The organism is Telluria sp. ZT3P39 (assembly GCF_059685935.1).
This window is the reverse complement of record NZ_JCASIH010000019.1, coordinates 1-25008: the sequence shown is the minus strand read 5'-3', so window position 1 is coordinate 25008 and position 25008 is coordinate 1. Positions and strand designations below refer to the sequence as shown.

General features: G+C 68.6%; 15 protein-coding genes. 13 read left to right on the top strand and 2 right to left on the bottom strand.

The annotated features are described in order from the left end of the window. The first annotated feature begins 6 nt into the window (after positions 1–6). The 8 genes from AC56LR_RS16470 (at position 7) to pulA (ending at position 12858) form a co-directional block, all read left to right on the top strand. Positions 7–459, top strand: a complete 453-nt coding sequence (locus AC56LR_RS16470) for a chemotaxis protein CheW (RefSeq protein WP_497131901.1) — start codon at positions 7–9, stop codon at positions 457–459. Beyond that, positions 456–1670 (top strand): CheR family methyltransferase, encoded by a 1215-nt coding sequence (locus AC56LR_RS16465; protein WP_497131900.1) that lies wholly within the window; start codon positions 456–458, stop codon positions 1668–1670. The genes AC56LR_RS16470 and AC56LR_RS16465 overlap by 4 nt, the downstream gene beginning before the upstream one ends. Then, positions 1667–2341 carry a chemotaxis protein CheW gene (locus tag AC56LR_RS16460; RefSeq protein ID WP_497131899.1) on the top strand — a complete coding sequence of 225 codons (675 nt, stop codon included), beginning with the start codon at positions 1667–1669 and terminating at the stop codon, positions 2339–2341. The genes AC56LR_RS16465 and AC56LR_RS16460 overlap by 4 nt, the downstream gene beginning before the upstream one ends. Beyond that, positions 2338–4602 carry a hybrid sensor histidine kinase/response regulator gene (locus AC56LR_RS16455; RefSeq protein ID WP_497131898.1) on the top strand — a complete coding sequence of 755 codons (2265 nt, stop codon included), beginning with the start codon at positions 2338–2340 and terminating at the stop codon, positions 4600–4602. Before AC56LR_RS16460 ends, AC56LR_RS16455 begins: the two co-directional genes overlap by 4 nt. Beyond that, positions 4599–5615: a chemotaxis-specific protein-glutamate methyltransferase CheB gene (gene cheB, locus AC56LR_RS16450; RefSeq protein WP_497131897.1), complete on the top strand. Its 1017-nt coding sequence runs from the start codon at positions 4599–4601 to the stop codon at positions 5613–5615. Before AC56LR_RS16455 ends, cheB begins: the two co-directional genes overlap by 4 nt. 50 nt (positions 5616–5665) lie before the next feature. Continuing rightward, positions 5666–6673: a diguanylate cyclase gene (locus AC56LR_RS16445; protein ID WP_497131896.1), complete on the top strand. Its 1008-nt coding sequence runs from the start codon at positions 5666–5668 to the stop codon at positions 6671–6673. A 179-nt stretch (positions 6674–6852) separates the two neighbouring features. Beyond that, positions 6853–9591, top strand: coding sequence for a bifunctional diguanylate cyclase/phosphodiesterase (locus AC56LR_RS16440; protein WP_497131895.1), 2739 nt, complete (start codon positions 6853–6855; stop codon positions 9589–9591). 168 nt (positions 9592–9759) lie between these two features. After that, entirely contained in the window at positions 9760–12858 is a 3099-nt protein-coding gene (gene pulA / locus AC56LR_RS16435) for a pullulanase-type alpha-1,6-glucosidase (protein WP_497131894.1), read from the top strand. On the opposite strand, the gene AC56LR_RS16430 is transcribed toward pulA, so the two are convergent. Then, a complete protein-coding gene (locus AC56LR_RS16430; protein ID WP_497131893.1) occupies positions 12780–13139 on the bottom strand; it encodes a hypothetical protein in 360 nt (119 codons plus the stop codon). The two genes, pulA and AC56LR_RS16430, sit on opposite strands and share 79 nt — an antisense overlap. Then, complete coding sequence (locus tag AC56LR_RS16425) at positions 13136–14032, bottom strand: MBL fold metallo-hydrolase (RefSeq protein WP_497131892.1); 897 nt, start codon at positions 14030–14032, stop codon at positions 13136–13138. Before AC56LR_RS16425 ends, AC56LR_RS16430 begins: the two co-directional genes overlap by 4 nt. Before the next feature lie 231 nt (positions 14033–14263). Between AC56LR_RS16425 and AC56LR_RS16420 the strand changes: the two genes are divergently transcribed. The 5 genes from AC56LR_RS16420 to AC56LR_RS16400 all read left to right on the top strand — a co-directional run bounded on the left by AC56LR_RS16420 (position 14264) and on the right by AC56LR_RS16400 (position 24722). Next, entirely contained in the window at positions 14264–15883 is a 1620-nt protein-coding gene (locus AC56LR_RS16420; RefSeq protein WP_497131891.1) for a GAF and HD-GYP domain-containing protein, read from the top strand. Between the two features lie 11 nt (positions 15884–15894). Beyond that, entirely contained in the window at positions 15895–18162 is a 2268-nt protein-coding gene (locus AC56LR_RS16415; RefSeq protein WP_497131890.1) for a CHASE2 domain-containing protein, read from the top strand. A 212-nt stretch (positions 18163–18374) separates the two neighbouring features. Continuing rightward, positions 18375–19985: a ShlB/FhaC/HecB family hemolysin secretion/activation protein gene (locus AC56LR_RS16410; RefSeq protein WP_497131889.1), complete on the top strand. Its 1611-nt coding sequence runs from the start codon at positions 18375–18377 to the stop codon at positions 19983–19985. 8 nt (positions 19986–19993) lie between these two features. Next, the gene (locus AC56LR_RS16405) at positions 19994–23890 is read left to right on the top strand and encodes a two-partner secretion domain-containing protein (RefSeq protein ID WP_497131888.1); all 3897 of its coding nucleotides are present in this window, start codon (positions 19994–19996) and stop codon (positions 23888–23890) included. Beyond that, positions 23856–24722 carry a FecR family protein gene (locus AC56LR_RS16400; protein ID WP_497131887.1) on the top strand — a complete coding sequence of 289 codons (867 nt, stop codon included), beginning with the start codon at positions 23856–23858 and terminating at the stop codon, positions 24720–24722. Before AC56LR_RS16405 ends, AC56LR_RS16400 begins: the two co-directional genes overlap by 35 nt. Positions 24723–25008: the final 286 nt, after the last annotated feature.

Below are 25008 nucleotides of genomic sequence, written 5' to 3'. Positions count from 1 at the left end.
ACGGCCATGAAAGTGCTGGTCTTTCACATCGGCGCCCAGCGCTACGGCTTGCACCTGGCGGGCATCCGCCAGGTGCTGCCGGCGGCGGCGCTCAGGGAGCTGCCGCTGGCGCCGCCCTGTGTGGCCGGCCTGCTCGACCTGCACGGCACGCCGGTACCGGTGATCGACCTGGACCGGCTGGCCGGCATCGGACCGTCGCCGCCGCACTACGATACCCGCATCGTGGTCGCCGACTATGCGCCTGGTGACGGCAGCCTGCGCGCCCTCGGCCTGCTCGCCGCGCGCGTCCAGGGCGTCCAGCAGCTGGCGCCTGGCGTGCTTGCCGATGCCGGGGTGCGCGGCGCGCCCTTCCTGGGCCAGGTGGCGCTGGACGGCGGCGCCATGCTGCAGCTGGTCGAGGTCGACCAGTTGCTGCCGCCCGAAGTGCGCGCCTTGCTGTTTCCCGAGGGGCAGGCATGAGCGCCCGCCGCCTGCTGCACCAGGCCACCGGCCTGAACATCAGCGAGGCCGACGCCGAACGCGCGGTGCGCGAACGGATGGCCCGGCTGGGCGTGGCCGACAGCGGCGCCTACCTGGACGCGCTGCCCGCCGGCGAACTCGACGCGCTGACCGAACTGGTGGTGGTCCCCGAGTCATGGCTGTTCCGCGACGCCGGCGCCTTCCGCGCCGCGACCGGTTTCGTCCAGCGCGCCCTGGCGCTGCAGCCGGCGCGCACCCTGCGCATCCTGTCGCTGCCCTGCGCCGCCGGCGAAGAGCCGTATTCGATGGCGATGGCGCTCGACATGGCGGGGGTGGCGCCGGCATCGGTGCGGATCGACGCGGTCGACCTGTCGCACGCGGCGATCGGGCGCGCCAGGGCCGGGCACTACACGCGCAATGCCTTCCGCGGCGCCGATCTGGCCTTCCGCGCGCGCTACTTCAGGGCCGAGGACGACGGCTACCGCCTGTGCGACGCCATCCGCGCCAGGGTCGGCTTCACGCAGGGCAACCTGTTCGCGCTCGACACGGCGCTGCTGGCCGGCGGCTACGACCTGGTATTTTGCCGCAACCTGCTGATCTACTTCGACGATCGGGCCGCGCATGCGGCGGCGCAGGTCTTGCGCAGCCTGCTGGCGGACGACGGCCTGCTGTTCGCCGGCTACGCCGAGGTGCCGGCCTTGTGCCGCCATGGCTTCGCGGCGCTGCGCCTGCCCGGGGCGTTCGCGCTCGAGAAAACCGCGGCGCTGCCGGCGCTGCCGCTTCCGGCCCTGCGGCGCGCCCTGGCGGTGCGGCCAGTGCCCGCCCTGGCGTCCATCCCCGGTGCGCCGGCGCGCGCCCGGCCGGTAATGCCCGCGGCGGCGGCGCCAGGGGCACTGGCGCAGGCGCGCCACTTGGCCGATGCCGGTGACCATGCGGCGGCGGCGCGGCTCTGCCACGACTGGCTGGCGGCCAACCCGGCCTCGGCCGACGCCTATTTCCTGCTCGGCCTGGTCAGCGAGTGCGCCGGGCAGCTGCAGCCGGCCGCCGATTACTGGCGCCGCTGCGTCTACCTGCAGCCGGACCACTACGAGGCGCTGTGCCACCTCAGCCTGCTGGCCCGGCGCGGGGGCGACACGGGCGGCGCCGATGCCTACCAGGAGCGCGCCGCGCGTGTCTACGGACGCCGCCAGGCCGGGCGGAGGACCGGATGAGCGGGCCAGGCGAACAGGCGGCCACCGGCTGCTGGGCTGAAGTCGGGGTGGCGGGCGACCTGAGTTGCGCGCGCCTGGCCGAGCACGTGCATTGCCGGCATTGCCCCGTGTATGAAGGCGCGGCGCGCCGCATCCTCGAACGCCCGGTCGATGGCGCCTACCGCGCCCACTGGGCGGAGCGCCTGCGCCAGCCGCCCGCGGCGGTCGAGGCGCCGGATGCCTCGGCGCTGGTGTTCCGGGTGGGCGCGGAGTGGCTCGCGGTGGCCGCCGCGATGGTGGAATCGGTCGCTCCCGTGGCCCCGGTGCACCGGGTGCCGCACCGCAGCGGCGGCGCGCTGCTGGGCGTGGTGAACGTGGGTGGCCGCCTGGTGCCGGCGCTGTCGCCGGCAAGCCTGCTCGGCATCGACGAGTCCAGGGGCGCCGCCGTCAGCGGCCGCCATGTGTTCGCCCGGCTCCTGGTGCTCGACTGCGCCGGCCAGCCGTGTGCGTTGCCGGTCGCCGAAATCAAAGGCATGGTGCGCTACACCAGCGCCCACCTGGCGGCGCCGGCCGCCACCATCGACAAGGGCCTGGGACGGCAGCTGGCGGGCGTGCTGTCGCACGACGGGCTGCTGGTGGGCGTGCTCGATCCGGTCCTGCTGGCCGGACATTGCGCGGGATGGCTGCAATGAGCCACGAACCCGACGACCTGAGCCAGTTTTCGCTGCTCGACCTGTTCCGGATGGAAGCCGATGGCCAGGTGCGCCACCTGACCGAAGGCTTGCTGCGTCTGGAAAGCGGCGGCGCCGGCGCCGAGGTGCTCGATGGCCTGATGCGCGCGGCCCACTCGATCAAGGGGGCGGCCGCCATCGTCGGGCTGCAGGTGGTGGTCGAGCTCGCGCATGCGATGGAAGATGCGTTCACCGCGGCCCAAGCCGGAACGCTGGTGCTGGAGCCGGCCGGCATCGACGTGCTGCTGGGCGGCGTGGACCTGGTCGCGCAGGTGGCGGCTGTGACCGAGGCAGGCCTGGAGGACTGGATGCGCGAGCACCGGACCGCCATCGATGCGGCCGTGACGGCCATGCGCGCCCTGGGCGCACCGGCCGTCGCCGCGGGCAAGGCCGCGCACGGTCACGCCGACGGCTTCGCGCAAGCGCCTGCCGCTGCGCCATCGCTTGCCGCCGCACCCGATCCGGGGCCGCCGGCGTCCGCGCCCGCGAGTGCGGCCCGCGCCGCCGGCGCCGCTGCCGACGCATTGCTGGCGCAGGCAAGCCAGACGCGCGTCAATGCCCACAAGCTCGCCGGCTTCAACGCCTCGCTGCAGCGCTTCAAGCGCCAGCAGGCGGCCATGCTGGCCGCGCTGGCGCAGCTGCACGAAGCCGTCGTCGCCCGCGACGACCCTGTGCTGGCCGAGCAGTCGGCGCTGGTGCTGGGGCGCGCGGAACCGCTCAAGCTGCTGCTGCAGCAGCACATGGCCGAAGCCGAAACCCATGAGCGGCGCGCGACGCAGGTCGCCACCCGGCTGGTGGACCAGGTGCTGGCCCTGCGCATGGCCCCGTTCAGCGAAGGCGTGCATGCCTTCCCGCGCATGGTGCGCGACCTGGCGCGCAAGCTCGGCAAGCAGGTGCAGCTGGTCATCGAAGGCAGCACGATACCGGTCGACCGGGCGATCCTGGCGCGCATCGAGAACCCGCTCAACCATCTGCTGCGCAATGCGCTCGACCACGGCATGGAAAGCCCGGAGGAACGCAGTGCGGCGGGCAAGCCGGCGCAGGGCACGATCCGGCTGGCGGCGCGCCACCGCGGCGGCATGCTGGTGATCGACATCAGCGACGACGGCCGCGGCATCGATCCCGAGCGGGTGCGCGGCGCGGTGGTCGAGCGCGGACTGGGCAACGCGGCAATGGCGGCGGCGCTGTCGCCGGCCGAGCTGATGGAATTCCTGTTCCTGCCCGGTTTCAGCCTGAAAGCGGACGTGACCGATATTTCCGGCCGCGGCGTGGGCCTGGACGTGGTGCAGCAGGTGGTGCGCGAGCACAACGGCAGCGTGCGCGTCGACAGCAGGCCGGGCCAGGGCTTGCGCACGTCGATCACGCTGCCGCTGACGCAATCGATCGTGCGCGCGCTGGTGGTGATGGTGGCGGGCGAAGCCTATGCCATCGCGATCGCCAAGGTGCAGCAGGTGCTGCGGGTGGCGCAGGACGCCGTGCACACGCTGGAAAACAAGCAGTTCTTCGAGCTCGGAGGGGTGCATTACGGGCTGGTGGCCGCGGCCCAGGTGCTGGAGCTGGGCCAGCCGGCGCCGGCGGCGGAGCTGGCGGTGGTGGTGCTGGGCGAGGGCGCGGCGCGCTACGCGCTGGTGGTCGACGCCATCGCCGGTGAGCAAAGCCTCACCGTGCAGGCGCTCGATCCGGTGTTCGGCAAGCTGCGCAACGTGGCGGCCGGCGCGCTGCTCGACGACGGCGCGCCGGTGCTGGTGCTGGACGTGGCCGACCTGCTGGTATCGATCGACAGGCTGCTGCATGCCGGCGACCTGCAGCAGCTGCCGCGCCAGGGCGAAGGCGTGGTGCGCGCGGCGCGCCGCGTGCTGGTGGTCGACGATTCGCTGACGGTGCGCGAAATGGAGCGCCAGCTGCTGGCCGCGCGCGGCTACCGGGTCGATACCGCGGTCGACGGCGTGGACGGCTGGAACATGGCGCGCGCCGGCGACTACGACCTCCTGGTGACCGACATCGACATGCCGCGCATGGACGGCATCGAGCTGGTCGGCCTGGTGCGCCAGGATGCGCGCCTGCGCACGCTGCCGGTCATGATCGTCTCCTACAAGGACCGCCCGGAAGACCGCGCGCGCGGGATGGAGGCGGGGGCCGACTATTACCTGGCCAAGGGCAGCTTCCATGACGCGACCCTGCTCGACGCCGTGTTCGACCTGATCGGGCCGGCCGCGCCATGAGGATCGGCATCGCCAACGACGTCGTCCTGGCAGCGGAAGCCTTGCGCCGCGTCGTCACGGCCGGGACCGGGCACCAGGTGGCGTGGATCGCGCGCACCGGCCTGGACGCGGTACGCCTGTGCGCCGAGGACCGCCCGGACCTGGTCCTGATGGACCTGAACATGCCCGGCCTGGACGGGGTCGAGGCCACCCGGCGCATCATGCTCGCGTCGCCGTGCGCCGTCCTGGTGGTCACCGGCCATCCGCAGGACAACGTCGGCCAGGTGTTCCGCGCGCTGGGCGCGGGAGCGCTCGACGTGACCGCCACGCCGGTGCTCGCCGGGGACGGACAGGGCGCGGCGGAACTGCTGGCCAAGATCAAGACCATCGGCAAGCTGATCCGCTTCGACCGGACAACCCCCGCCGCAGCCGGCGCCGGGCCCGGCCACCCGTCCCCGCCCGCGGGGCGGGTGCGGCACCTGCTGGCCATCGGCGCTTCCACCGGCGGCCCGGCTGCCATTGCCGCCGTCCTGGCCGGGTGGCAGGCGCCGCCCGACACGGCGGTCGTGGTGGTGCAGCACATCGACGCCAGCTTCGCCGGGCATTTCGCGCGCTGGCTCGGTGAACAGCTCGCCATGCCGGTGCGGGTGGTCGCCGAAAACGACGCCTTGCAGGGCGGGGTGGTCCAGGTCGCGCAGAGCAACGACCACCTGGCGCTGAGTAACGGCCAGCGCTTCCATTACCGGCCCGAGCCCCGCGATTATCCCTACCGGCCGTCGGTGGACGTGCTGTTCGGCTGCGTTGCGTCGCACTGGGCGGGAACGGCGACCGGCGTGCTGCTGACCGGGATGGGGCGCGACGGCGCCGAAGGCTTGCTGGCGATGCGCCGGGCCGGGCATGCGACCATCGCCCAGGACCAGGCCAGCAGCGCCGTGTACGGCATGCCACGCGCCGCCGCGGAAATCGCCGCCGCGGCGGAAATTTTGCCACTTGGAAACATCAACGCCGCGATCCGCGATAGAATCCGTGCCTGACTTTGGGGTCCAATAAGCACTGACCCTCACTTTTCATTACCAGGTTCACCATGTCTGAAACCGTTTCCATGGAGGTCGACCAGCAAGACCCGTCCCGCCATCGCGTCCGGGTCCTGCTGGTGGACGACCAGCTCATCATCGTCGAAGCGATCCGCCGCATGCTCGTCGCCCAGGCCGATATCGAATTCCACTTCGTGACCGATGCCGCCAGGGCCCATGCGGCCGCGGCCGTGCTGCGGCCGACCGTGATCCTGCAGGACCTGGTGATGCCGGGGACGGACGGGTTCGACGTGATCCGCCAGTACCGCAACGACCTGGCCCTGCGTTCGGTGCCGGTGATCGTCCTGTCGGCCAAGGAAGACCCGAAACTCAAGGCCCACAGCTTCGCCGTCGGCGCCAACGACTACCTGGTCAAGCTGCCCGATGCGCTGGAGCTGCTGGCGCGGATTCGCTACCACTCGGCCGCCTATATCAGCCGGCTCGAACGCGACGAGGCCTTCCGTTTCCTGCGCGAGAGCCAGCAGAAACTTGCCGATGCCAACGTCCAGCTGCAAAAGCTGGCGGCCCTGGACTGCCTGACCGGCATCGGCAACCGCCGGGCGTTCGACGACACCGTGCAGCGTGAATGGCAGCGTGGGCAGCGCACCAGGAAGCCGCTGTCGATGCTGTTGTGCGACGTCGACCATTTCAAGCTGTACAACGACGAGTTCGGCCATCCGGCGGGCGACCTGTGCCTGAAGAAAGTGGCTGCCGTGCTGACCGAGCAGCTCAAGCGTCCGGCCGACCTGGCGGCGCGCTACGGCGGCGAGGAATTTGCCATCGTCCTGCCCGAAACCGACCTGGACGGTGCGTTGAAGCTGGCCGAAGCCTGCCGCGCCCGCCTGGCAGACCTGGCGCTGGAGCATCCCTGCACCGAGGCCGGCGTGGTGACGATCTCGATCGGCGTCGCCTCGCTCGTGCCGGCTCCCGAGCACAAGGCGGAACACCTCATCGCCAGCGCCGACCAGGCCTTGTACGCCGCCAAGGCCGCGGGCCGCAACTGCGTTCGCCAGGGCTGAGCGGGCGCAACTCCGGGGCCGGTCCGGGCCGTCGGTGCCCGGCGGCACGGCCGCCGGTTCGATCCGGCCGATCGCGGCGACGGTTTCTTGTTTTGCGCGCTCCGTACGACGCGGCGCGGCCCGGCGGCAAGCTCGTGGCATACTTTGCCCGTGGCTGCCCATCCCGTGCCGGAGCGTGAATGAACCAGCAGCATGTCGACAAGGCGAACTCCCGCGCCACCCCAATCGGCCTCGGGGTGATCGCCCCCCTGCGACCCTTCCTGGCCTTCCTGCGCCGGCACGTGGCGCTATTGCTGCTGTGGCCGGCGATCGCCCTGGGCGCCGCGGCCGTGCTGTGGAGCGTGGTGCTGTTCGACCTCAAGCACGAACGGCATGACCGCGAGGCCGAGCTCGAACAGCAGGTCGATTCCTATACCCGCAGCCTGATAATCCGCACCCGCCGTTCCATCGGCGACGCCGACCGCCTGTTGCTGCTGTTGCGCCACAACTGGGCCAGTTCCGGCCAGCGCCTCGACCTTACCGGCACCATCGAGGCCGGTATTTTTTCGCAGCAATTCATTTCGGCGGTGGCCCTGATCGACCGCAATGGCATCGTCCTGAGCAGTTCGCATGCCGACGCGCCCCGCCAGGATTTCAGCGGCAAGGCCTATTTCACCGTGCAGCAGCGCGCCAGCGCCGACCAGCTCTACATCAGCGCGCCGCTCCACGGTCAACTGTCGAAACGCGAGATCATCGCCTTCTCGCGCCGCTTGCTGACGCCCGACGGCAGCTTCGACGGCATCGTGCTGGTGTCGGTGTATCCATCCTTCTTCACCCAGCATTACGCCGAGCCTATCCTGCGCGACTACGGCATGGTCGGCTTCATCGGCGAGGACGGGGTGGTGCGCGCCACCCGCACCGGCAACCTGGTGCATTCGGGCCAAACGCCTTTCCTGCGCGCGCCGCTGCCGACTGATCCTCCCGAGGGCGTGGCGCGCTTCGAGGGCAGCCGCTGGTTCGCCGACGGCCGCACCCGCGTGCTCGGCTGGCAGCGCATGCCCGAACACGCCCTGGTCGGCGTGGTGGGGGTGGACGAATATTCGGCCATGGCGCCTTTCCGCGCCCACCGCCAGTCGGCGCTCGACAACGCCTGGTGGAACACCGCCTGGCTGGCGCTGGCGGCGCTGGCTGCCACCACCTTCTACCTGCACGCCAAGTGGAAGCAGCACCAGATCGAGACCATCCGCTCCACCTATCGCCTCGCCACCGAAGAGGCGGGGGAGGGCTTCTTCATCAACCGTCCGCTGCGCGACGCGCACGGGAAGGTGCGCGATTTCGAGGTGGTCGACTGCAACCAGTACGGGGCCGACATGTTCGGCATCGAGCCCGGCCGGCTGATCGGACACCGCCTGTCCGAGTTTTACCAGGGCAAGCTGTTCGAGGCCGCCTGCGCCCGGCTGGTAGAAGCGCTCGACACCGGCCTGCACGACAGCGAGCTGCAGGTGACGGCGGCGAACCAGCGGCTCAAGCCGAAATGGATCCGCTACAAGGCGGTGCGCGCGGGCGACAACCTGGCGGTGACGATCCGCGACATCAGCGAAGCGAAAGCCCACCTGAGCGAGCTCGAACAGCGCAGCAATTCCGATGCGCTGACCGGCCTGCCGAACCGCCACTGGATCCAGCACTACCTGCCGCAGGCGATCGAGGCCGCGCGCTCGGGCAGCCACGGCCTGGCGGTGCTGTTCATCGACCTCGATGGCTTCAAGACCGTCAACGACGCGCTCGGGCATGCGGCCGGCGACGAACTGCTGCGCACCGTCGGCAAGCGCCTGAAGCTGGCGGTGCGCCCGCGTGACCACGTGGTGCGCCTGGGCGGCGACGAATTCGTGGTGGTGCTCGAGCGCGCCGACAGCGCCGCCGACGTCGAGCACGTCGCCGGGCGCGTGCTCGAGTCCTTCCACAACGGCTTTCATTTGCAGCACTCCACCCACGTGCTGGGCGCTTCGATCGGGATCAGCCTGTTTCCCGAACATGGCGACGACGCCCAGACCCTGCTCAAGAATGCGGACATCGCGATGTACTCGGTCAAGACCGAAGGCAAGGGCAGCTTCCGCTTCTTCCAGTCGCGCTTTTTCGAAGCGATCCGCACCCGCTTGGAAACCGAGCTGGAACTGCGGCGCGCGCTCGACCACCACCAGTTCGTGGTGCATTACCAGCCGCGCGTCGACCTCGCCGCCGGTACCGCCTCGAGCATGGAGGCACTGGTGCGCTGGGATCATCCCGACAAGGGGCTCATCGGGCCGGACAGCTTCATCGCCCTGGCCGAAGAGACCGGCCTGATCGTGCGGCTGGGCGAGCAGGTGGTCGACAGCGTCTGCCGCCAGCTGGCCCTGTGGGCAAAGGACGGCGCCGACCTGGTGCCGGTATCGGTGAACATCTCGCCGCGCCAGTTCAGCCAGTGCGACGTGCCGGCGCTGTTCCGCAGCGCCAGCGCGCGCCATGGGATCGACCCTTCGCTGCTCGAAATCGAGGTCACCGAGTCGTCCATGATGCAGGAGGGGATCGGCGAATCCGACGTGTTCCGCCAGCTGCGCGGCCTGGGGATCAAGCTGTGCATCGACGATTTCGGCACCGGCTACTCGTCGCTGTCCCAGCTGCAGAAGCTGCGCTTCGACGTGCTCAAGATCGACCGCGCCTTCGTGCTGCGCATCGAGCAGCCCGAGGGCGACACCCTGATCGCCTCGATGATCGCGATGGCGCATGCGCTGGGCATGCGGGTGGTGGCCGAGGGCGTCGAGAACCGCCGGCAGATGCAGCTTCTCAAGGCGCTCGGCTGCGACGAGGGCCAGGGCTATTTCTTCTCCCGTCCGGTCGCACCTGGCGAGCGCCAGCCGCAGGGCGGCCGCGAATTCCAGCCGGCGATCTCGCCCAGATCCTGACATTGTTGTAATTTAGGCACAGTCAGCATGTCCCTGCTGTTTGTGTACGTGCACGCGCATATTGACGGGTGGTGGTAGTAATATTACATGGTGGCGCTCGCCACCATTGCCGCCGGCGGTCCTTCGCGAGGCGAGCATGCCAATGAAAATAAAGACAAAGGGGACAACATGCGCAACAGACGTAGTTTGACTTCACGGCTGCGCCTCACCGTGGCGGCTTGCGGAACGATGCTGCTGGTGGCGGGCTTTGCCCTGCCGGCCTCCAGCGCCGCTGCCCAGACGGCGGCGGCCAGCGCCGCCGCACCGGTCGCGGCCGGCACCATCCGGGTGCACTTCCGCCGCGTGCAGAACGACACCAGCCAGTGGGGCGTGTATTCGTGGGACGGCCCGGCAAATCCCAGCTCGGCCTGGATCACCGACCGCTTCATGTTCACCCAGGTAGATGCCTTCGGCGGCTATGTCGACATCGCGCTGGCATCTGGCCGGACCGCACTGTGGTTCCTCGTCACCGACGGCAGCGGCAACAAGAACTGCGGCGCCGACCAGGGCGCGCCGCTCAACCCGGACGTCGCTACCCGCGGCCACGAGATCTGGCTGCTCGAGGGCGACTGCACCGTCTACACCGCGCCGCCCGCCATCAGCTTCGGCAACCTGGCCAATGCCAGCGCCCACTGGCTGGCCGCGAAAACCATCGCCTGGCCCGGCGTGCCGGCTGCCGGCAGCTACAAGCTGTACTATGCCGCGAACGGCGGACTGGGTTCCAGCCTGTCCGGCGTGACCGGCGCCGACGGCAGCATGGCGCTCACACCAAGCAGCTTGCCCGAGGCGCTGCGCGAAAAATTCCGTCACCTGGCCGGCGCCACCGGCCTGGCGCTGTCCGGCGCCGATGCCGCCAGGCTCCCAGGCCTGGCCAGCGCGCAGTTCGCCGTGGCCCAGTTCGATGCCGCCGGCCAGCTGGTGCAGGTCACGTCGCTGCAGAACGCCGGCATGCTCGACGAGGTGTTCGCCGAGCGCGCCGCGACCGCCAGATTGGGCGTGAGCTTCAGCGCCCAGGGCGTACCGACGTTCCGCCTGTGGGCGCCGACCGCGAAATCGGTGGCGCTGGACATCTATCCGGATGCGAACGCGGCATCCAGCACCCAGGTGCCGATGCGCCTGGACGCCGCCAGCGGTATCTGGAGCTATACGGCGCCGGATGCCGCCTTGGCCAACCGCGCCTATTACACCTATACCGTGAAGGTGCTGTCGCGCTGGGCCAACAACACCCTGGTGACGAACACCGTCACCGATCCGTATTCGCTGAGCCTGAACGCGAACAGCGGGCGTTCGTTTGTCGCGAACCTCGACAGCCCGGCGCTCAAGCCACGCGGCTGGGACAGCCACCAGATCCCCAAGCTCGAGCACCCGTCCGACATCTCGCTGTACGAGCTGCACGTGCGCGATTTCAGCGCCGGCGACGACTCCGTGGCGCCCGCCAACCGCGGCAAATACCTGGCCTTCACCGAGCGCAATTCGCGTGGCATGCGCCACCTGAAGTCGCTGGAAACGGCGGGCCTGACCCACGTGCACCTGCTGCCGGCCTTCGACTTCGCCAGCGTCAACGAAGCCGGCTGCAGCGCCCCGGTCATTCCGGATGCGGCGCCGGATTCCGATGCGCAGCAGGCGGCGGTGGACGCAAGCCGCGACAGCGACTGCTTCAACTGGGGCTACGACCCGGTGCACTACAACGCGCCGGAAGGCAGCTATGCGTCCAACGCCAACGACGGCGCGGCGCGCATCCGCGAGTTCCGCGCGATGGTGCAGGGGCTGCACGACGCTGGGCTGCGGGTGACGATGGACGTGGTCTACAACCACACCAGCTCGTCCCAGCAAGGCCCGCTGTCGGTGCTCGACAAGATCGTCCCGGCCTACTACTACCGCCTGAACGCCAACGGCGCCAACCTGAACGACAGCTGCTGCGCAGACACCGCCGCCGAACACGCGATGATGGGGAAACTCATGATCGATTCGGTGTCGCTGTGGGCATCCGAGTACAAGGTCGACAGCTTCCGCTTCGATATCATGGGCTTTGCGCCGCTGGACCTGATGAAGCGCCTGAAAACCAGCGTGAACCGCGCCGCGGGCCGCGAGATCTACCTCTACGGCGAAGCCTGGAACTTCGGCGCGGTGGGCAACGACCAGCGCTTCGTGCAGGCGCGCCAGGCCAACATGTTCGGCAGCGGGATCGGCTCGTTCAACGACCGGCTGCGCGACGCGGTGCGCGGAGGCGGCTGCTGCGACGGCGGCGACAACCTGGTCAGCCAGCAGGGCTTCATCAACGGCGTCTGGTACGACCCGAACGCCTTGAGCAACCAGTCGCGCGACGATGCGCTGCGCCTGGCCGACCTGGTGCGCGTGGGCCTGTCGGGCACCTTGCGCGACTACCGCTTCACGGACCGTTTCGGTTCGCTTCGCTCGAACGCCCAGATCGATTACTTCGGCCAGAACGCCGGCTTTTCCGCCAGCCCGGCTGAAACCATCAACTACATCGAGGCGCACGACAACCAGACCCTGTTCGACATCAACGCCTTCCGCCTGCCACAGTCGACCAGCCTGGCCGATCGTGTGCGGGTGCAGAACCTGGGCGCGGCCATCGTGCTGCTGTCGCAGGGCGTGCCCTTCATCCACGCGGGGCAGGAGATCCTGCGCTCCAAGTCGCTCGACCGCGACAGCTATAACGCGGGCGACTGGTTCAATCGCCTGGACTACAGCTACACGTCGAACAACTTCGGCGTCGGCTTGCCGATGGCTGGCCCGAACGGCGACAACTGGGGCCGCATGGCGCCGGTGCTGACCAATCCCTTGATCAAACCGGACACGAAAGCGATCCTGTCGGCCAAGGCGGCGGTCGAAGAGCTGCTGGCGATCCGCAAGGACAGCAGCCTGTTCCGCCTGCGCACGGCGAAGGACGTGAGCGAGCGCTTGGTCTTCCACAACACCGGTCCGGACCAGCAGGCGGGCCTGGTGGTGATGCGCATCGACGGCGATTCGCCTTATCGCTACCCCGACGCGCAGTACCGCAGCGTGGTGGTGCTGTTCAACGTGGACAAGGAAGCAAAAACCATCTCCATCCCGGCGCTCAAGGGTCTCAAGCTCAAGCTGCACAAACTGCAGCGCAAGTCGGACGATCCGGTAGTGACGGCGTCAAACTACCAGGACGCGAGCGGCAGCTTCACGATCCCGGCGCGCACCACGGCGGTCTTCGTGGAAGGCGGCTCGGGCGACTGAGCGGTATCGACGCTGTAAAGGAAAGGCCGGCGACGCGCGACGCGTTGCCGGCCTTTTTGCCGTGCGGGAGCGGGTGCCGGCGGGGGCTTCCAGGTGCCCGTCGGGGTGGGCTGTCCCGAGTCCATGTTGCGCTGGTTCTCGAGATCGTCCTTGTTGACGGTGCCGACGTTGGTGGTTCCCACGCCCTGGCTCTTCTTGCGCGGGATGATGGTCCCGGTCGGGACATAGGCTTCTTCGCGCGCCAGCTGCTGGCCGCCCTGGGTTGGCGTGGACCCGTTCACAGCATCACTTCCAGCCCTTCGTAGGCCAGCTGCACCTGCAGGCTGCCCAGGCGGTCGCGGTGGCGCGCCATCACGCCGGCGAACACGGCTTCGAGGTCGTCGTCGCCGCGGGTCGGCTCGTGGTGGGTGCAGTAGAGGGCGCGCGCGCCGACGCGCAGCGCCATGTGGATGGCGGCGTCGAAGGTGCCGTGGCCCCAGCCGGCCCTGGCCGGATATTCCTCGCGCGTGTACGAGCAGTCGACGATCAGCGCATCGACCCCGCGCATCGCGGCGTCGATCGCGCGCTCGCGCTCGTTCAGGTGCGCCTCATAGGCGTCGAAGGCCGGATCGCCCGGCGGATAGGGGTTATGCCAGGGTTCGTGGTCGCCCGTGAAGAACAGCGCCCGGCCGTTGCAGGCGATGCGGTAGCCCAGGTTGGTCACCGGATGGTTCATGACCACGTTGCCGACGACCGCGTCGCCGACCTCGATCGGCACGCCGATGTCCAGCGTGCGGTATTCGATGGTGGCGTCCATCTGGGTTTCGCTCACCGGAAAATAGCTGTTCTGGAGCTGCACGCCCATCACGTGCTCGATGCCCTGTTTCGTCACCGGGTCGTAGGCGCCGTGCAGGCGCACCCGGCTGCCCTTGATGAACAGCGGGGTGAAGAAGGGCAGGCCGTGGATGTGGTCCCAGTGGCTGTGGGTGATGAAGATGTTGGCGCTGACGGGTGGGCGCTGCGGCTGGGCCAGCAGGTGCTGGGCCAGCGGGAACAGGCCGGTGCCGCCGTCGAGGATGAGCAGGGTGCCGTCGTCCGTGCGCACTTCGATGCAGGTGGTATTCCCGCCGTAGCGCGCGGTACGCGGACCCGGGGACGGTATCGAACCGCGCACTCCCCAAAAGCGGAATTTCATCTCTACTCCCAGCCGGACAGATTGTTATTTTTTGGCGAACATCGAACATGATAACGAAGTTGCATGCCAAACAGTCCAAAATTTGTCATTTATCCGACATGGCGCCGCCGGACGGGGATTGGGCATGTACAGGCAGCCGTAACAAAGCTACACTTCCAATTATTACCACCCGGCAAAACTGCTGGGCCGCGCGTCCCCGGCATGCGCGGCTTGCGTCTCCGAGCGACCACCATGCAAGAGCTGAACCCCTCACAAATCGCGCAACGCCTGCACCAGCTGACGGAAGTGAGCGTCGCGCTCGGGGACATCCATGGCACGCCCGCGCTGCTCGACCGCATCCTGCGCGTGGCCAAGGGCATGACCGACGCCGACGGCGGCACCCTGTACCGCCCGAGCGAGGACAGGCAGAGCCTGTGCTTCCATATCTCGATCAACGACAGCCTGGGGATCTACCAGGGCGGCGTGAGCGGCCAGCCGATCGACATCGCGCCGGTGCCGCTGTACGACGCCGGCGGCGACAAGAACCTCGCCTCGGTGGCGGCCTACGCGGCGAACTGCAACCAGTCGGTGAATATCGAAGACGTGTACCGCGCCGATGCCTTCAATTTCTCGGGCATGCGCAGTTTCGATGCGACCTTCGGCTACCACTCGCAGTCCTTCCTGACGGTGCCGATGACCGACCACGAGGGCGAGCTGGTGGGCGTGCTCCAGCTGATCAACGCCCGCGACCCGGAGACCGGCGCGATCCGCGCCTTCACCCAGACCGACCAGCGCTTCATCGAAGCCCTCGCGGCCCAGGCGGCGTCGGCGCTGACCAAGCAGCTCCTGATCCAGCAGCTCGAGGTCCTGCTCGAGTCCCTGGTCAACCTGATCAACATCGGCATCGACGAAAAATCGCCCTATACCGGGCGCCATTGCCAGTTCGTGCCCGAGCTGACGATGCTGCTGGCCGAGGCGGTGCACCAGACGCTTGATGGCCCGCTGGCGGCCTTCCGCATGACGGACGCCGACCGCAAGGAGCTGTGGCTGGCCGGCCTGCTGCACGACTGCGGCAAGATCACCACCCCGGTGCACATCGTCGACAAGGCCACCAAGCTCGAGACCATTTTCGACCGCATCCACCTGGTCGATACGCGCTTCGAGGTGCTGCTGCGCGACCGCGAGATCCGCGCGCTGCGCGAGAAATGCCGGCCGGGCGCGGACCATGCGGCGATCGATGCGCGCTGCGAGGAAGAGCAGGCGCATATCCGCGCCGACCGCGATTTCCTGCGTCACGCCAACCTGGGCGGCGAGGGCATGTCCGAAAACGACCAGGCCCGGGTGCGCCGCATCGCCCGGATCCGCTGGACCGGGCCAGGCGGCCAGGAACAGGACTTCCTGAGCGAGAACGAGATCCTCAACCTGACGGTGCGCTTCGGGACCCTGACCGAGGCCGAGCGCAAGGTCATCAACAACCACATCGACGTCTCGGTGCGCATGCTCGAGTCGCTGCCCTGGCCCAAGCACCTGAAAAACGTGCCGGAATACGCGGGCGGCCACCACGAGCGCATGGACGGCAAGGGCTATCCGCGCGGATTGATGCGCGACCAGATGTCGGTGCAGGCGCGCATCATGGCGATCGCCGACATCTTCGAAGCGCTGACCGCCGCCGACCGCCCCTACAAGAAGGGCAAGCGGCTGTCCGAGTCGCTCAACATCCTCGGCAAGTTCGCGCTCAACGGCCACATCGACCCGGACCTGTTCGACATTTTTGTCCGCAACAAGGTGTACATGGAGTTCGCGCGCAAGAACATGGACGCGCACCAGATCGACGCCGTGGACGAGTCGGCGATCCCCGGCTACCGGCCGTAGGCCCCGCGGTCATGACACGTCTACGCCAGCTGGTGTCGCGCCATGGCGCGCGCTGGGCGCTCGGACTCTTCCTGACGCTGGCCGCCGTGCTGTACCCGCTCGACTTCTGGACCAGCCACACGATCGCGCGCCAGGACACCATCATCTCCGACCTGCGCATGCGCCTCGAGCCGTTCGAGCTCGATCCGGGCATCGTCATCGTCGACATCGACAGCAAGAGCCTGAACGAGATCGGGCGCTTCCCCTGGAGCCGCAACGTGCTCGCCAGACTGGTCGGGCAGCTCACCACGCATTACGAGGTCGGCGCGGTGGGCTTCGACGTCTCTTTTCCCGAGCCCGATACGAGTTCCGGCTATGAGGTGCTGGCGCGCCTGGCCGGGCGCGAGCTGAAGGACATCCCCAGGCTGCAGCAGCAGCTCGGCTTGCTCAAACCCGCGCTCGACTACGACGGCATGTTCGCGAGCGCGCTGCAGGGACAGCCGGTGGTGCTGGGCTTTAACATCTCGGACGGCCAGGCCAGGGGCCTGCTGCCCGAACCCGCCTTCACGACTGACTTCCTGAACGGGCGCGAAGGCCATGCCTATACCGCCAGGGGCTATGAAGCCAATATCGCGCGGCTGCAGCAGGCCGCCGCCGGCGCCGGCATCTTCACCGCCGTGACGGACGCGGACGGCATCGTGCGCTCCTCGCCGGTGCTGTTCCGCATCAAGGACGGCTATTATCCTTCGCTGTCGCTGGCGACCCTGGCGGCCTTCCTCGACACCGGCTCGATCAAGCCGGTGCTCAGCGGGACCGTCGACACCCTGTCCGAGAACGAGCGCCGGGCTTCGGCCTTCGACACCCTGCAAATGTTCACGAAAAAGGCCGGCCGGGTGGTGTTCCCGGTGGGCGAAGCGATGACGTCGACGGTGCAGTTCCGCGGCCGCGGCGGGCCCGATGGCGGCGCCTTCCGCTATGTGTCGGCGGCCGACGTGCTGGCGGGGCGGGTGGACAAGGACGTCCTGGCGGGCACGATCGTCCTGGTCGGCACCACCGCCCCCGGCCTGCAGGACTTGCGGGCCACGCCGGTGAACGCCGAATACCCGGGTGTCGAGATCCACGCCAACATGATCAAGTCGATGCTCGATGGCCGCTTCAAGACGCGCCACTGGTCGGCCCAGGTGGTCGAGGCGATCCAGCTGCTGGTGGTGGGTGTGGTATTGAGCCTTGCGCTGGCGGTGCTGGCCCCAAGCTGGTCGGTGCTGCTGGCTGCCTGCGCTTTTGTCGCCTGCGGCGCCTTCAACTATTACATGTACAGCCAGCACGACGCCATCCTGAATGTCTTCGCCTGCCTGCTGCTGGTGGCCACGCTCTTCGTGCTGAACCTGGCCTGGGGCTATTTTTTCGAAGTCCGCAAGGGCAGGGCGCTGGTCTCGCGCTTCGGCGAATACGTGGCGCCCGAACTGGTGCAGAAGATGGCCGACAACCCGGAAGCCTACAGCATGGATGGCGAAAGCCGCGAACTGACCGTGATGTTCGTCGACGTGCGCGGCTTCACCACCATCTCCGAGGGCCTGGACCCGAAGGCGCTGCGCGAATACATCAACCTCTACCTGACGGCGATGTCCGAGGACATCCGCTCCAGCCACCAGGGCACGCTCGACAAATACATCGGCGACGCCGTGATGGCCTTCTGGGGCGCGCCGGTGGCGTTTGCCGACCATGCCAGCCGCGCCGTGGCGACCGCGCTGCTGATGCAGCAGAGCGCGGCGCACCTGGATGCGCAGTTCCGCGCGCGCGGCTGGCCTGCCCTGAAGATCGGCATCGGCCTGAACAGCGGCGTCATGCACGTCGGCGACATGGGCTCGGCAATCCGGCGCGCCTATACGGTGATGGGCGACGCCGTGAACCTGGGCGCGCGCCTGGAAGGCATCACCAAGGTCTATGGCGTGGGCATCGCGGTGGGCGCCGCGACGCGCCTGGGCGCGCCCGAATTCGTCTACCGCGAGCTCGACCTGGTGCGCGTGAAAGGCAAGAGCGAGCCGGTCGCGATCTACGAACCGCTCGGCAAGCCGGAGGCGCTCGCGCCTGGATTGATGAACGAACTGGCCGAGTGGGACGCGGCGCTGGCGCTGGTGCGCGGCCGGCAGTGGGAGGCCGCGCAGGCCGCGCTCGAGCGCCTGGCATCAAGCCAGCCGGAGCGCGCGCTGTACCGGCTCTATCTGGAGCGCGTCGCCCGTTTCCGTGCCCAGCCTCCCGGCCCCGACTGGGATGGCGTCACCAGCTTCGACACCAAGTAAGGCCTGGCACGCGGGCCGGTGTGTTGTCCGTACAACGCCGGCTTTGCGCTTTCCCCGGTCCGGTGGACGAAGTTACTTACTTTAATGCAATTTTTCTCCATTGCAACAAAAACCTCGGTAGACTTCGACACTGCAGCGCCGCGGCCTTGCTGCCGCGTGCCGCCAGATCAGAAGACAATCTTATAAAAACAACTACCCGTAAAGCAAATCTAATGAATCAACGTTTCGCACGCCTGCTGCTCGGCTCCGTGCTCGCCATGGCAGTGAGTGCGGCCTGGGCCCAGGATCCGGCGCCAGGCGCGGCGCCCGACGACATCGTCCGTTTCGACATCAGCCGCTTCGAGGTGACCGGCAATAGCCTGCTGCCGGCTCTGGAGGTCGAGCGCGCCGTCGCTCCCTTCACCGGCCCCAAGCGCGACTTCGGCGACGTCCAGCGCGCGCTCGAAGCGCTCGAGGCCCGGTACCACGAGCGCGGCTACAAGGTCGTGACGGTGCAGCTGCCGGAGCAGGAACTCGATGGCGGCGTGGTGCGCCTGAAGGTGGTGCAGGCTACGGTCGGCCAGCTCAGGATCGCGGGCAACCGCCACGCCGGCACCGAGAATATCCGCCGCAGCCTGCCGTCGCTGCGTATAGGCGCCACGCCGAATCTGGAGCAGGTCTCGAGCAACCTGAAACTGGCCAACGAGAACCCGGCGAAGAAGATCAAGCTGAGCCTCGAGAGCGGGCAGGCCGAGGACACAGTGGACGCGCGCGTGGACGTGCTCGATGAGCGTCCCTGGACCGTGATGGCCAACTTCGACAACACGGGCACGCAGGACACCGGCAAGACCCACGCCGGCCTGGTGCTGCAGCATGCCAATCTCTGGGGGCGCGACCACGTCGCCAGCCTGCAGTACACCACCACGGTGGAAGAGCCTTCGCAGGTGGCCGTCTGGGGCATGGGCTACCACGTGCCGTTGTATGCGCAGGGCGCCTCGGTCGACCTGTACGCGAGCTATTCGGACGTCGATTCCGGCCTGGTGACCGCCGGCCTGTTCGACCTGGCCGTCAGCGGCCGCGGCGCGGTCTACGGCGCGCGCTACAACAAGGTGCTGGCCAAGCGCCTGCTGGCCGACCGCGAACTGGAAGGGCGCATCGTCTATGGCGTCGAGGTCAAGGCGTACAAGAACAGCGTCGTGTTCTTCAACCAGGACTTCGGCAACGACGTCACCGTGCGCCCGGTCAGCATCGGCTACCAGGGCCGGGTGGCGCTCGACAACGGCGAAGCGAACTTCACCGCGACCCTGCTGCGCAACGTCTCGGGCGGCTCGCGCGGGGACCAGGCCGCATTCACGGCCGTGCGCGCCGGCGCCAAGGACGGCTATACCGCGCTGCGCTTTGGCGGCGCCTGGGCCCGTGCCCTCGGCAGCGGCGACTGGCAGACCCGCGTGCTGGCCAATGGCCAGTACACGCCGGACGCGCTGGTGCCGGGCGAGCAGTTCGGCGCCGGTGGCTCGACCAGCGTACGCGGCTTCGACGAACGCGAACTGTCCACCGACTCGGGCCTGGGCCTGAACCTCGAACTGTATACCCCGAACCTGTGCGCTGGCAGTGGCTGGCAATGCCGCCTGCTGGCGTTCCATGACACCGCCTGGGGCAAGCGCAATCATGCGCTGCCGGGCGAACTGCGCAGCACCAGCATCGCCAGCGCGGGCCTCGGCCTGCGCGTCGCGATGGGCAGCGCGGTCAGCCTGCAGATCGATTACGGCAATGTGGTGAAAAAAGGCGCCTTGACGGGCGCCGGCAAGGACAAGCTGCACGTGCGCGTCGGCCTGGCCTACTAGGAGAACAAATGAGCAAGATGAGAAACGGATTGATCAGGCTGAGTCGGGCGGCGCTGTGCGTTGCCGGCTGCTTCGCCGTCGCGCATGCCGCACCCACACTGCCGCAGGTCGTGGCGGGGCAGGCCAGCTTCTCCCAGCAGGGCAAGGTGTTCTCGATCACGAACACGCCGGGCACCATCATCAACTGGCAAAGCTTCTCGGTGAATGCGGGCGAGATCACGCGCTTCATCCAGCAAAGCGGCGACAGCGCGGTGCTCAACCGCATCCTGGGGCAGGACCCGAGCCGCATCCTGGGCGCGCTGCAGTCGAACGGCAAGGTCTTCCTGATCAACCCGAACGGCGTGGTGTTCGCCCAAGGCGCGCGGGTCGACGTGGGCGGCCTGGTGGCCTCGACGCTGAATATGAGCGACGCCGATTTCCTGGCCGGGAAGAAGAATTTCACGGCCGGACCGAACGCCGGCGCCGTGCGCAACGAGGGCGCGATCACCACGCCTTCCGGCGGCAAGGTCTTCCTGGTGGCGCCGAACGTCGAGAACACCGGCATCATCAGTGCGCCCAACGGCGAGGTGGTGCTGGCGGCCGGCCGCAGCGTGCGCCTGGTCGATTCGAACAATCCCGACCTGCAGGTGGTGGTGTCGGCGCCGGACGACGGCGCGATCAACCTCGGCCAGGTGGTGGCGCAGGGCGGCCGCATCGGCATCTACGGCGCCCTGGTCAACCAGCGCGGCGTGGTCAACGCCAATAGCGCCGTGGTCGGCCAGGACGGCAGGATCGTCCTGAAGGCGAGCCGCGACACGGTACTCGAAGCGGGCAGCGTCACCAGCGCAGTGGGAGCGGGCAAGGGCGGCGAGGTCCAGCTGCTGGGCGCGCGCGTCGGCCTGGCCGGCAACGCAGTGGTGGACGCCAGCGGCCAGCTCGGTGGCGGCACCGTGCTGGTCGGCGGCGATTATCAAGGCAAGAATGCCGCGCTGCCCAATGCCCAGCAGACCTGGTTCGGCAAGGATGCCAGCATCCGCGCCGATGCGCTCACCGCCGGCGACGGCGGCAAGATCGTGCTGTGGTCGGACGGCGCCACCAGCGCCCACGGCAGCATCTCGGCGCGCGGCGCCGGCAATGGACACGGCGGCCTGGTCGAAACCTCGGGCCACGACCTGGACACCGCCGGCGTCAAGGTGGACGCGGGCGCCGGCAACGGCAAGAGCGGCACCTGGCTGCTCGACCCCTGGAACATCTCCGTGCGCGCCGACGGCACCGCGCCGGCCGCGGCGGTCGACGTGTTCGCCAAGCCGCCCGGCAGCGGCGACACCGTTGTGTCGCCGGCGACGCTGCTGGCGACCAATGCCAACATCGTGCTGCAGGCGCAGAACGACCTGACCTTCAGCGACAACCTCGCCGCGGTCAAGAGCGTGCGCGCCGAGGCGGGCAACAACCTGAACGTCAATGCACAGGTCAGCTCGAGCCAGGGCGACCTCGATTTCCGCGCCGGGAACCGCTTCACCCTCGGTGCGGCCGGTGCGCTGGCCAGCCCGAACTACATCGACCTGAAAGCCGAGCGCATGACGCTGCTCGGGAATATCGGCGGTGTCGCCGGTACCCTGCCGGTCGTCTCGTTCAACACCTTCAACAATACCACCGGCATCGCCGTCAGGGGCCTGGAAGCGGGCGGCATGCTCACGCTCGATCCGGCCCGCCTGGGCGCCTTCGGCGCCTATGGCATCAACATCGGCAACAGCGGCCACGTGGGCGCGGTCAACATCGACGCCGCCCTCACCATGCCGGGGCACCTGCAGATCGACTCGGCCGGCATCGTGAACATCGGCGCGCCGGTGGTCCTGACCGGCAGCACCAGCCAGTTCGGCGGCACCCTGCATCCGCACCTGGGCGGCGGCGCCATCAACGTGACCGGCGCGGGCGCATCGATCACCGCGCCGGGCAAGGTGGCGCTGACCGGTGGCCGCATCGTCGTCGACGGCGCGCTCAAGTCCGGCGCGATCGCGCTTGCCGCCGGCAATGAAGGCATGAAGCTGGGCGGCGTGCTCGAATCGAGCGGCCTGATGACCCTCAGCTCGACGGCCGACATCACCCAGCACAACGGCTCGGTGGTGAAGGCGGCCAGCCTGCTGGTCGATGGCGGCCAGGTGGACATGAAATACGCTAACCAGGTCGGCACGCTCGCGGGCGCGGCGTCAAACGGCAACTTCCGCTTCGGCTGGACCGGCGCCCTGCAGGTCGGCACCGTGGCCGGCGTGTCCGGCATCGCGACGAGTTCCGAACTGGATCTCGCGGGCGGCGCATTCAATGCCAACGCCAATCTGCAAGGCATGGAGATAGTTATCGAGGCCGCTTCGATCTCCGGCAGCGGCACCCTGAGCGCCGATTTCGTCTCGCTGGCATCCGGCGGCGGTATCGGCACCAACAGCGCCCCGCTGCGCACCAACGCACAGGTGCTCAGCGCCACCAACACCGCGGTCGGCAATGCTCCGATCAACATCCTCAGCAGCCGCGCCGTGATCCTGCAGGACGTGGTGCAGGCCGGCCCCGGCAACACCGGCGGCATCACGATCGACAGCGCCGCCGGACTGACCGTTTCCGAGACCGGCGTCGAAGGGCAGGGCGTGAAGACCGGCAGCGGCGCCATCAGCCTGCTGACCCAGGGCCCGCTGACGGTCCAGGGCAAGGTGCGCTCCGGCAGCGGCAACATCCGCCTCGACGCCGGCAACAGCGGCGCGCTGACCGTGACGCCGGGCGCCCAGGTCGCCTCGACCTCGGGCAGCGTCCAGCTCAAGGCCGGCAGCACCGCCATCGCACCGGGCAGCATCGTCGTCGCCAGCCCGGACAAGCTGACCGTCACCACGCCTGCCGGCCCGGCCGAACCGGTACCGCCGGCGCCCGTTCCGGTGCCGACCCTCGAGGTTTGCCTGGCCAACCCGGCCGCCACCGGCTGCGGTCCGGTACTGCAAACCGCGACCCAGGCCTGCATCGTCAACCAGGACGGTCCGAACTGCGGCCAGGTGCTGCCGGCGCCCGCCGCCTGCCGCGCCAACCCGTCGACCAACGGCTGCGCGGTCGTGCTGGAACGCGCGGCGCTGCTGGCCTGTATCGCCGAACCATCCGGCGCCGGCTGCGCCAGCGTTCTGCCTGCGCTGGAAGTCTGCGTGGCCACCCCTGGCAAACTGGGCTGCGTCCCGGTGCTGGCGGCGCGCGCCGCCTTCGAGGCCTGCCTGGCCAACCCGGCCGGCAACGGCTGCCAGGCCGTGCTGCCGTCGCTGGCGGTGTGCAAAGCCACCCCGGGCATCGCAGGCTGCGCCCAGGTGCTGCAATTGACCTTCAATGCCTGCCTGGTGAACCCAGGCGATGCGGCCTGCAGCGGTGTGCTGCCGACCGTGTCGCAATGCGTCGTCAGCCCGACGCTGGCCGGCTGCTCGGTGATGCTGCCGACCCTGGCCCAGTGCGTCGCCAATCCATCCTTGCCAGGCTGCTCGGTCACCTTGCCAACCCTGGCCCAGTGCGTGGGCAGCCCTACGCTGCAGGGCTGCGCGGTCGTGCTGCCGACCCTGGCCCAGTGCGCAGCCTCGCCGACGCTGCCGGGCTGCGTGGCGGTGCTGCCTAGCGTGTCGGCCTGCGTGGCCAATCCATTGCTGCCGGCCTGCCAGGTCATCAATCCCCCTGACGGCGGCGAGACCCAGACGCCCGTATCCCTGGCCCAGCAGACCACGGTCAACCTGATCAACTCGCGCACCCCTGCAGCAAGCCTTGCACCAAGCGTGGCCGCAGGCAGCGGCGAAGGCGGCAAGGGCGGCAGCGATGCGCCTTCGGACAAGACGGAACAGCAGGCCGGTCCTGCAACGGGTACCACCCCAGGAGTGAAGAATGAAAAGCCAGCTGCAAAAATGTACTGCAATTAAAGCGGCGCTGTTCGCGGCGCTATTCATGCTCGGCAGCGCGGCCTGGGCGGCGCAGGTGGCCGGGCTCGTGGCGCGCCTGAGCGGCCCGCTGATGGCGAAGAAGCTCGATGGCAGCGTCAAGGTGCTGGCGCTGCGTTCGGAAATCGAAAGCGGCGACACCCTGGTGTCCGAGAAGAACACCTACGCCCAGATCAAGTTCATCGACAACAGCGAGATCACGCTGCGCCCGGGTACCACCTTCAAGGTCGAGAATTTCGCCTACGACGCCGCCAAGCCGGACGAGGACAACGCGAGCTTCAGCCTGGTGAAAGGCGGCCTGCGCTCGATCACGGGCCTGATGGGCAAGCGCAACAAGGAGAAGTTTTCGCTGAAGACGCCGAGCGCCACCATCGGCATCCGCGGCACCACCTTCGTCGCGCAATACGTTCCGCCGCCGCCTGCGGGGACCAGCGGCTTGAACCTGGCGAACGATGTGACGGGGCTGAACCAGCAGGCGGGCGGCAAGGTCGCGCGCGGTCCGGACGGCCCGCTGGGCATGCCTGGCGCCCCACAGGGCAAGCTGCCATCCCCGAGCGGTGCGACCGGCTTGCCGCCGGGCCTGCACCTGCAGGTCAGCGACGGCATGATCATCGTGACCAACCAGGGCGGCGCATTGAACTTTGCCGCCGGCCAGTTCGGCTATGTGCCCAACGTGACCCAGCCGCCGGTGATCGTGCCGAACAACCCGGGCCTGAAGTTCACGCCGCCTCCGGTCTTCAACCTGAACGGGCCGACCACGCCCAACGGCACCGGCCCGGCCGACGCCAACGCTGTCGACTGCATCGTGCGCTGACCGGCACGGATGCATTGCGCCCCGCACGCCCCTGGGCCTGCGGGGCTTTTTTACGCCCTTTGTGCGCGGGCGCGCGCTTGGCCGCCTTGGCCGTCTTACCTTGTTCAATCAGTGGCGGTGGCGGCGTTCACGAAGGTCCAATCGGGCAAGTAAGGCAGAGGTCGTGTCCGAATGTCAGACCTCGTATATTGAACAAACCGAGTCCCCGACTGATAATGAAGGCGATGCGGCCGGGTGAGGTGACTTCGTTCAGACTGAGTGCCTTGAGCACGTGGGTCAGATAGAT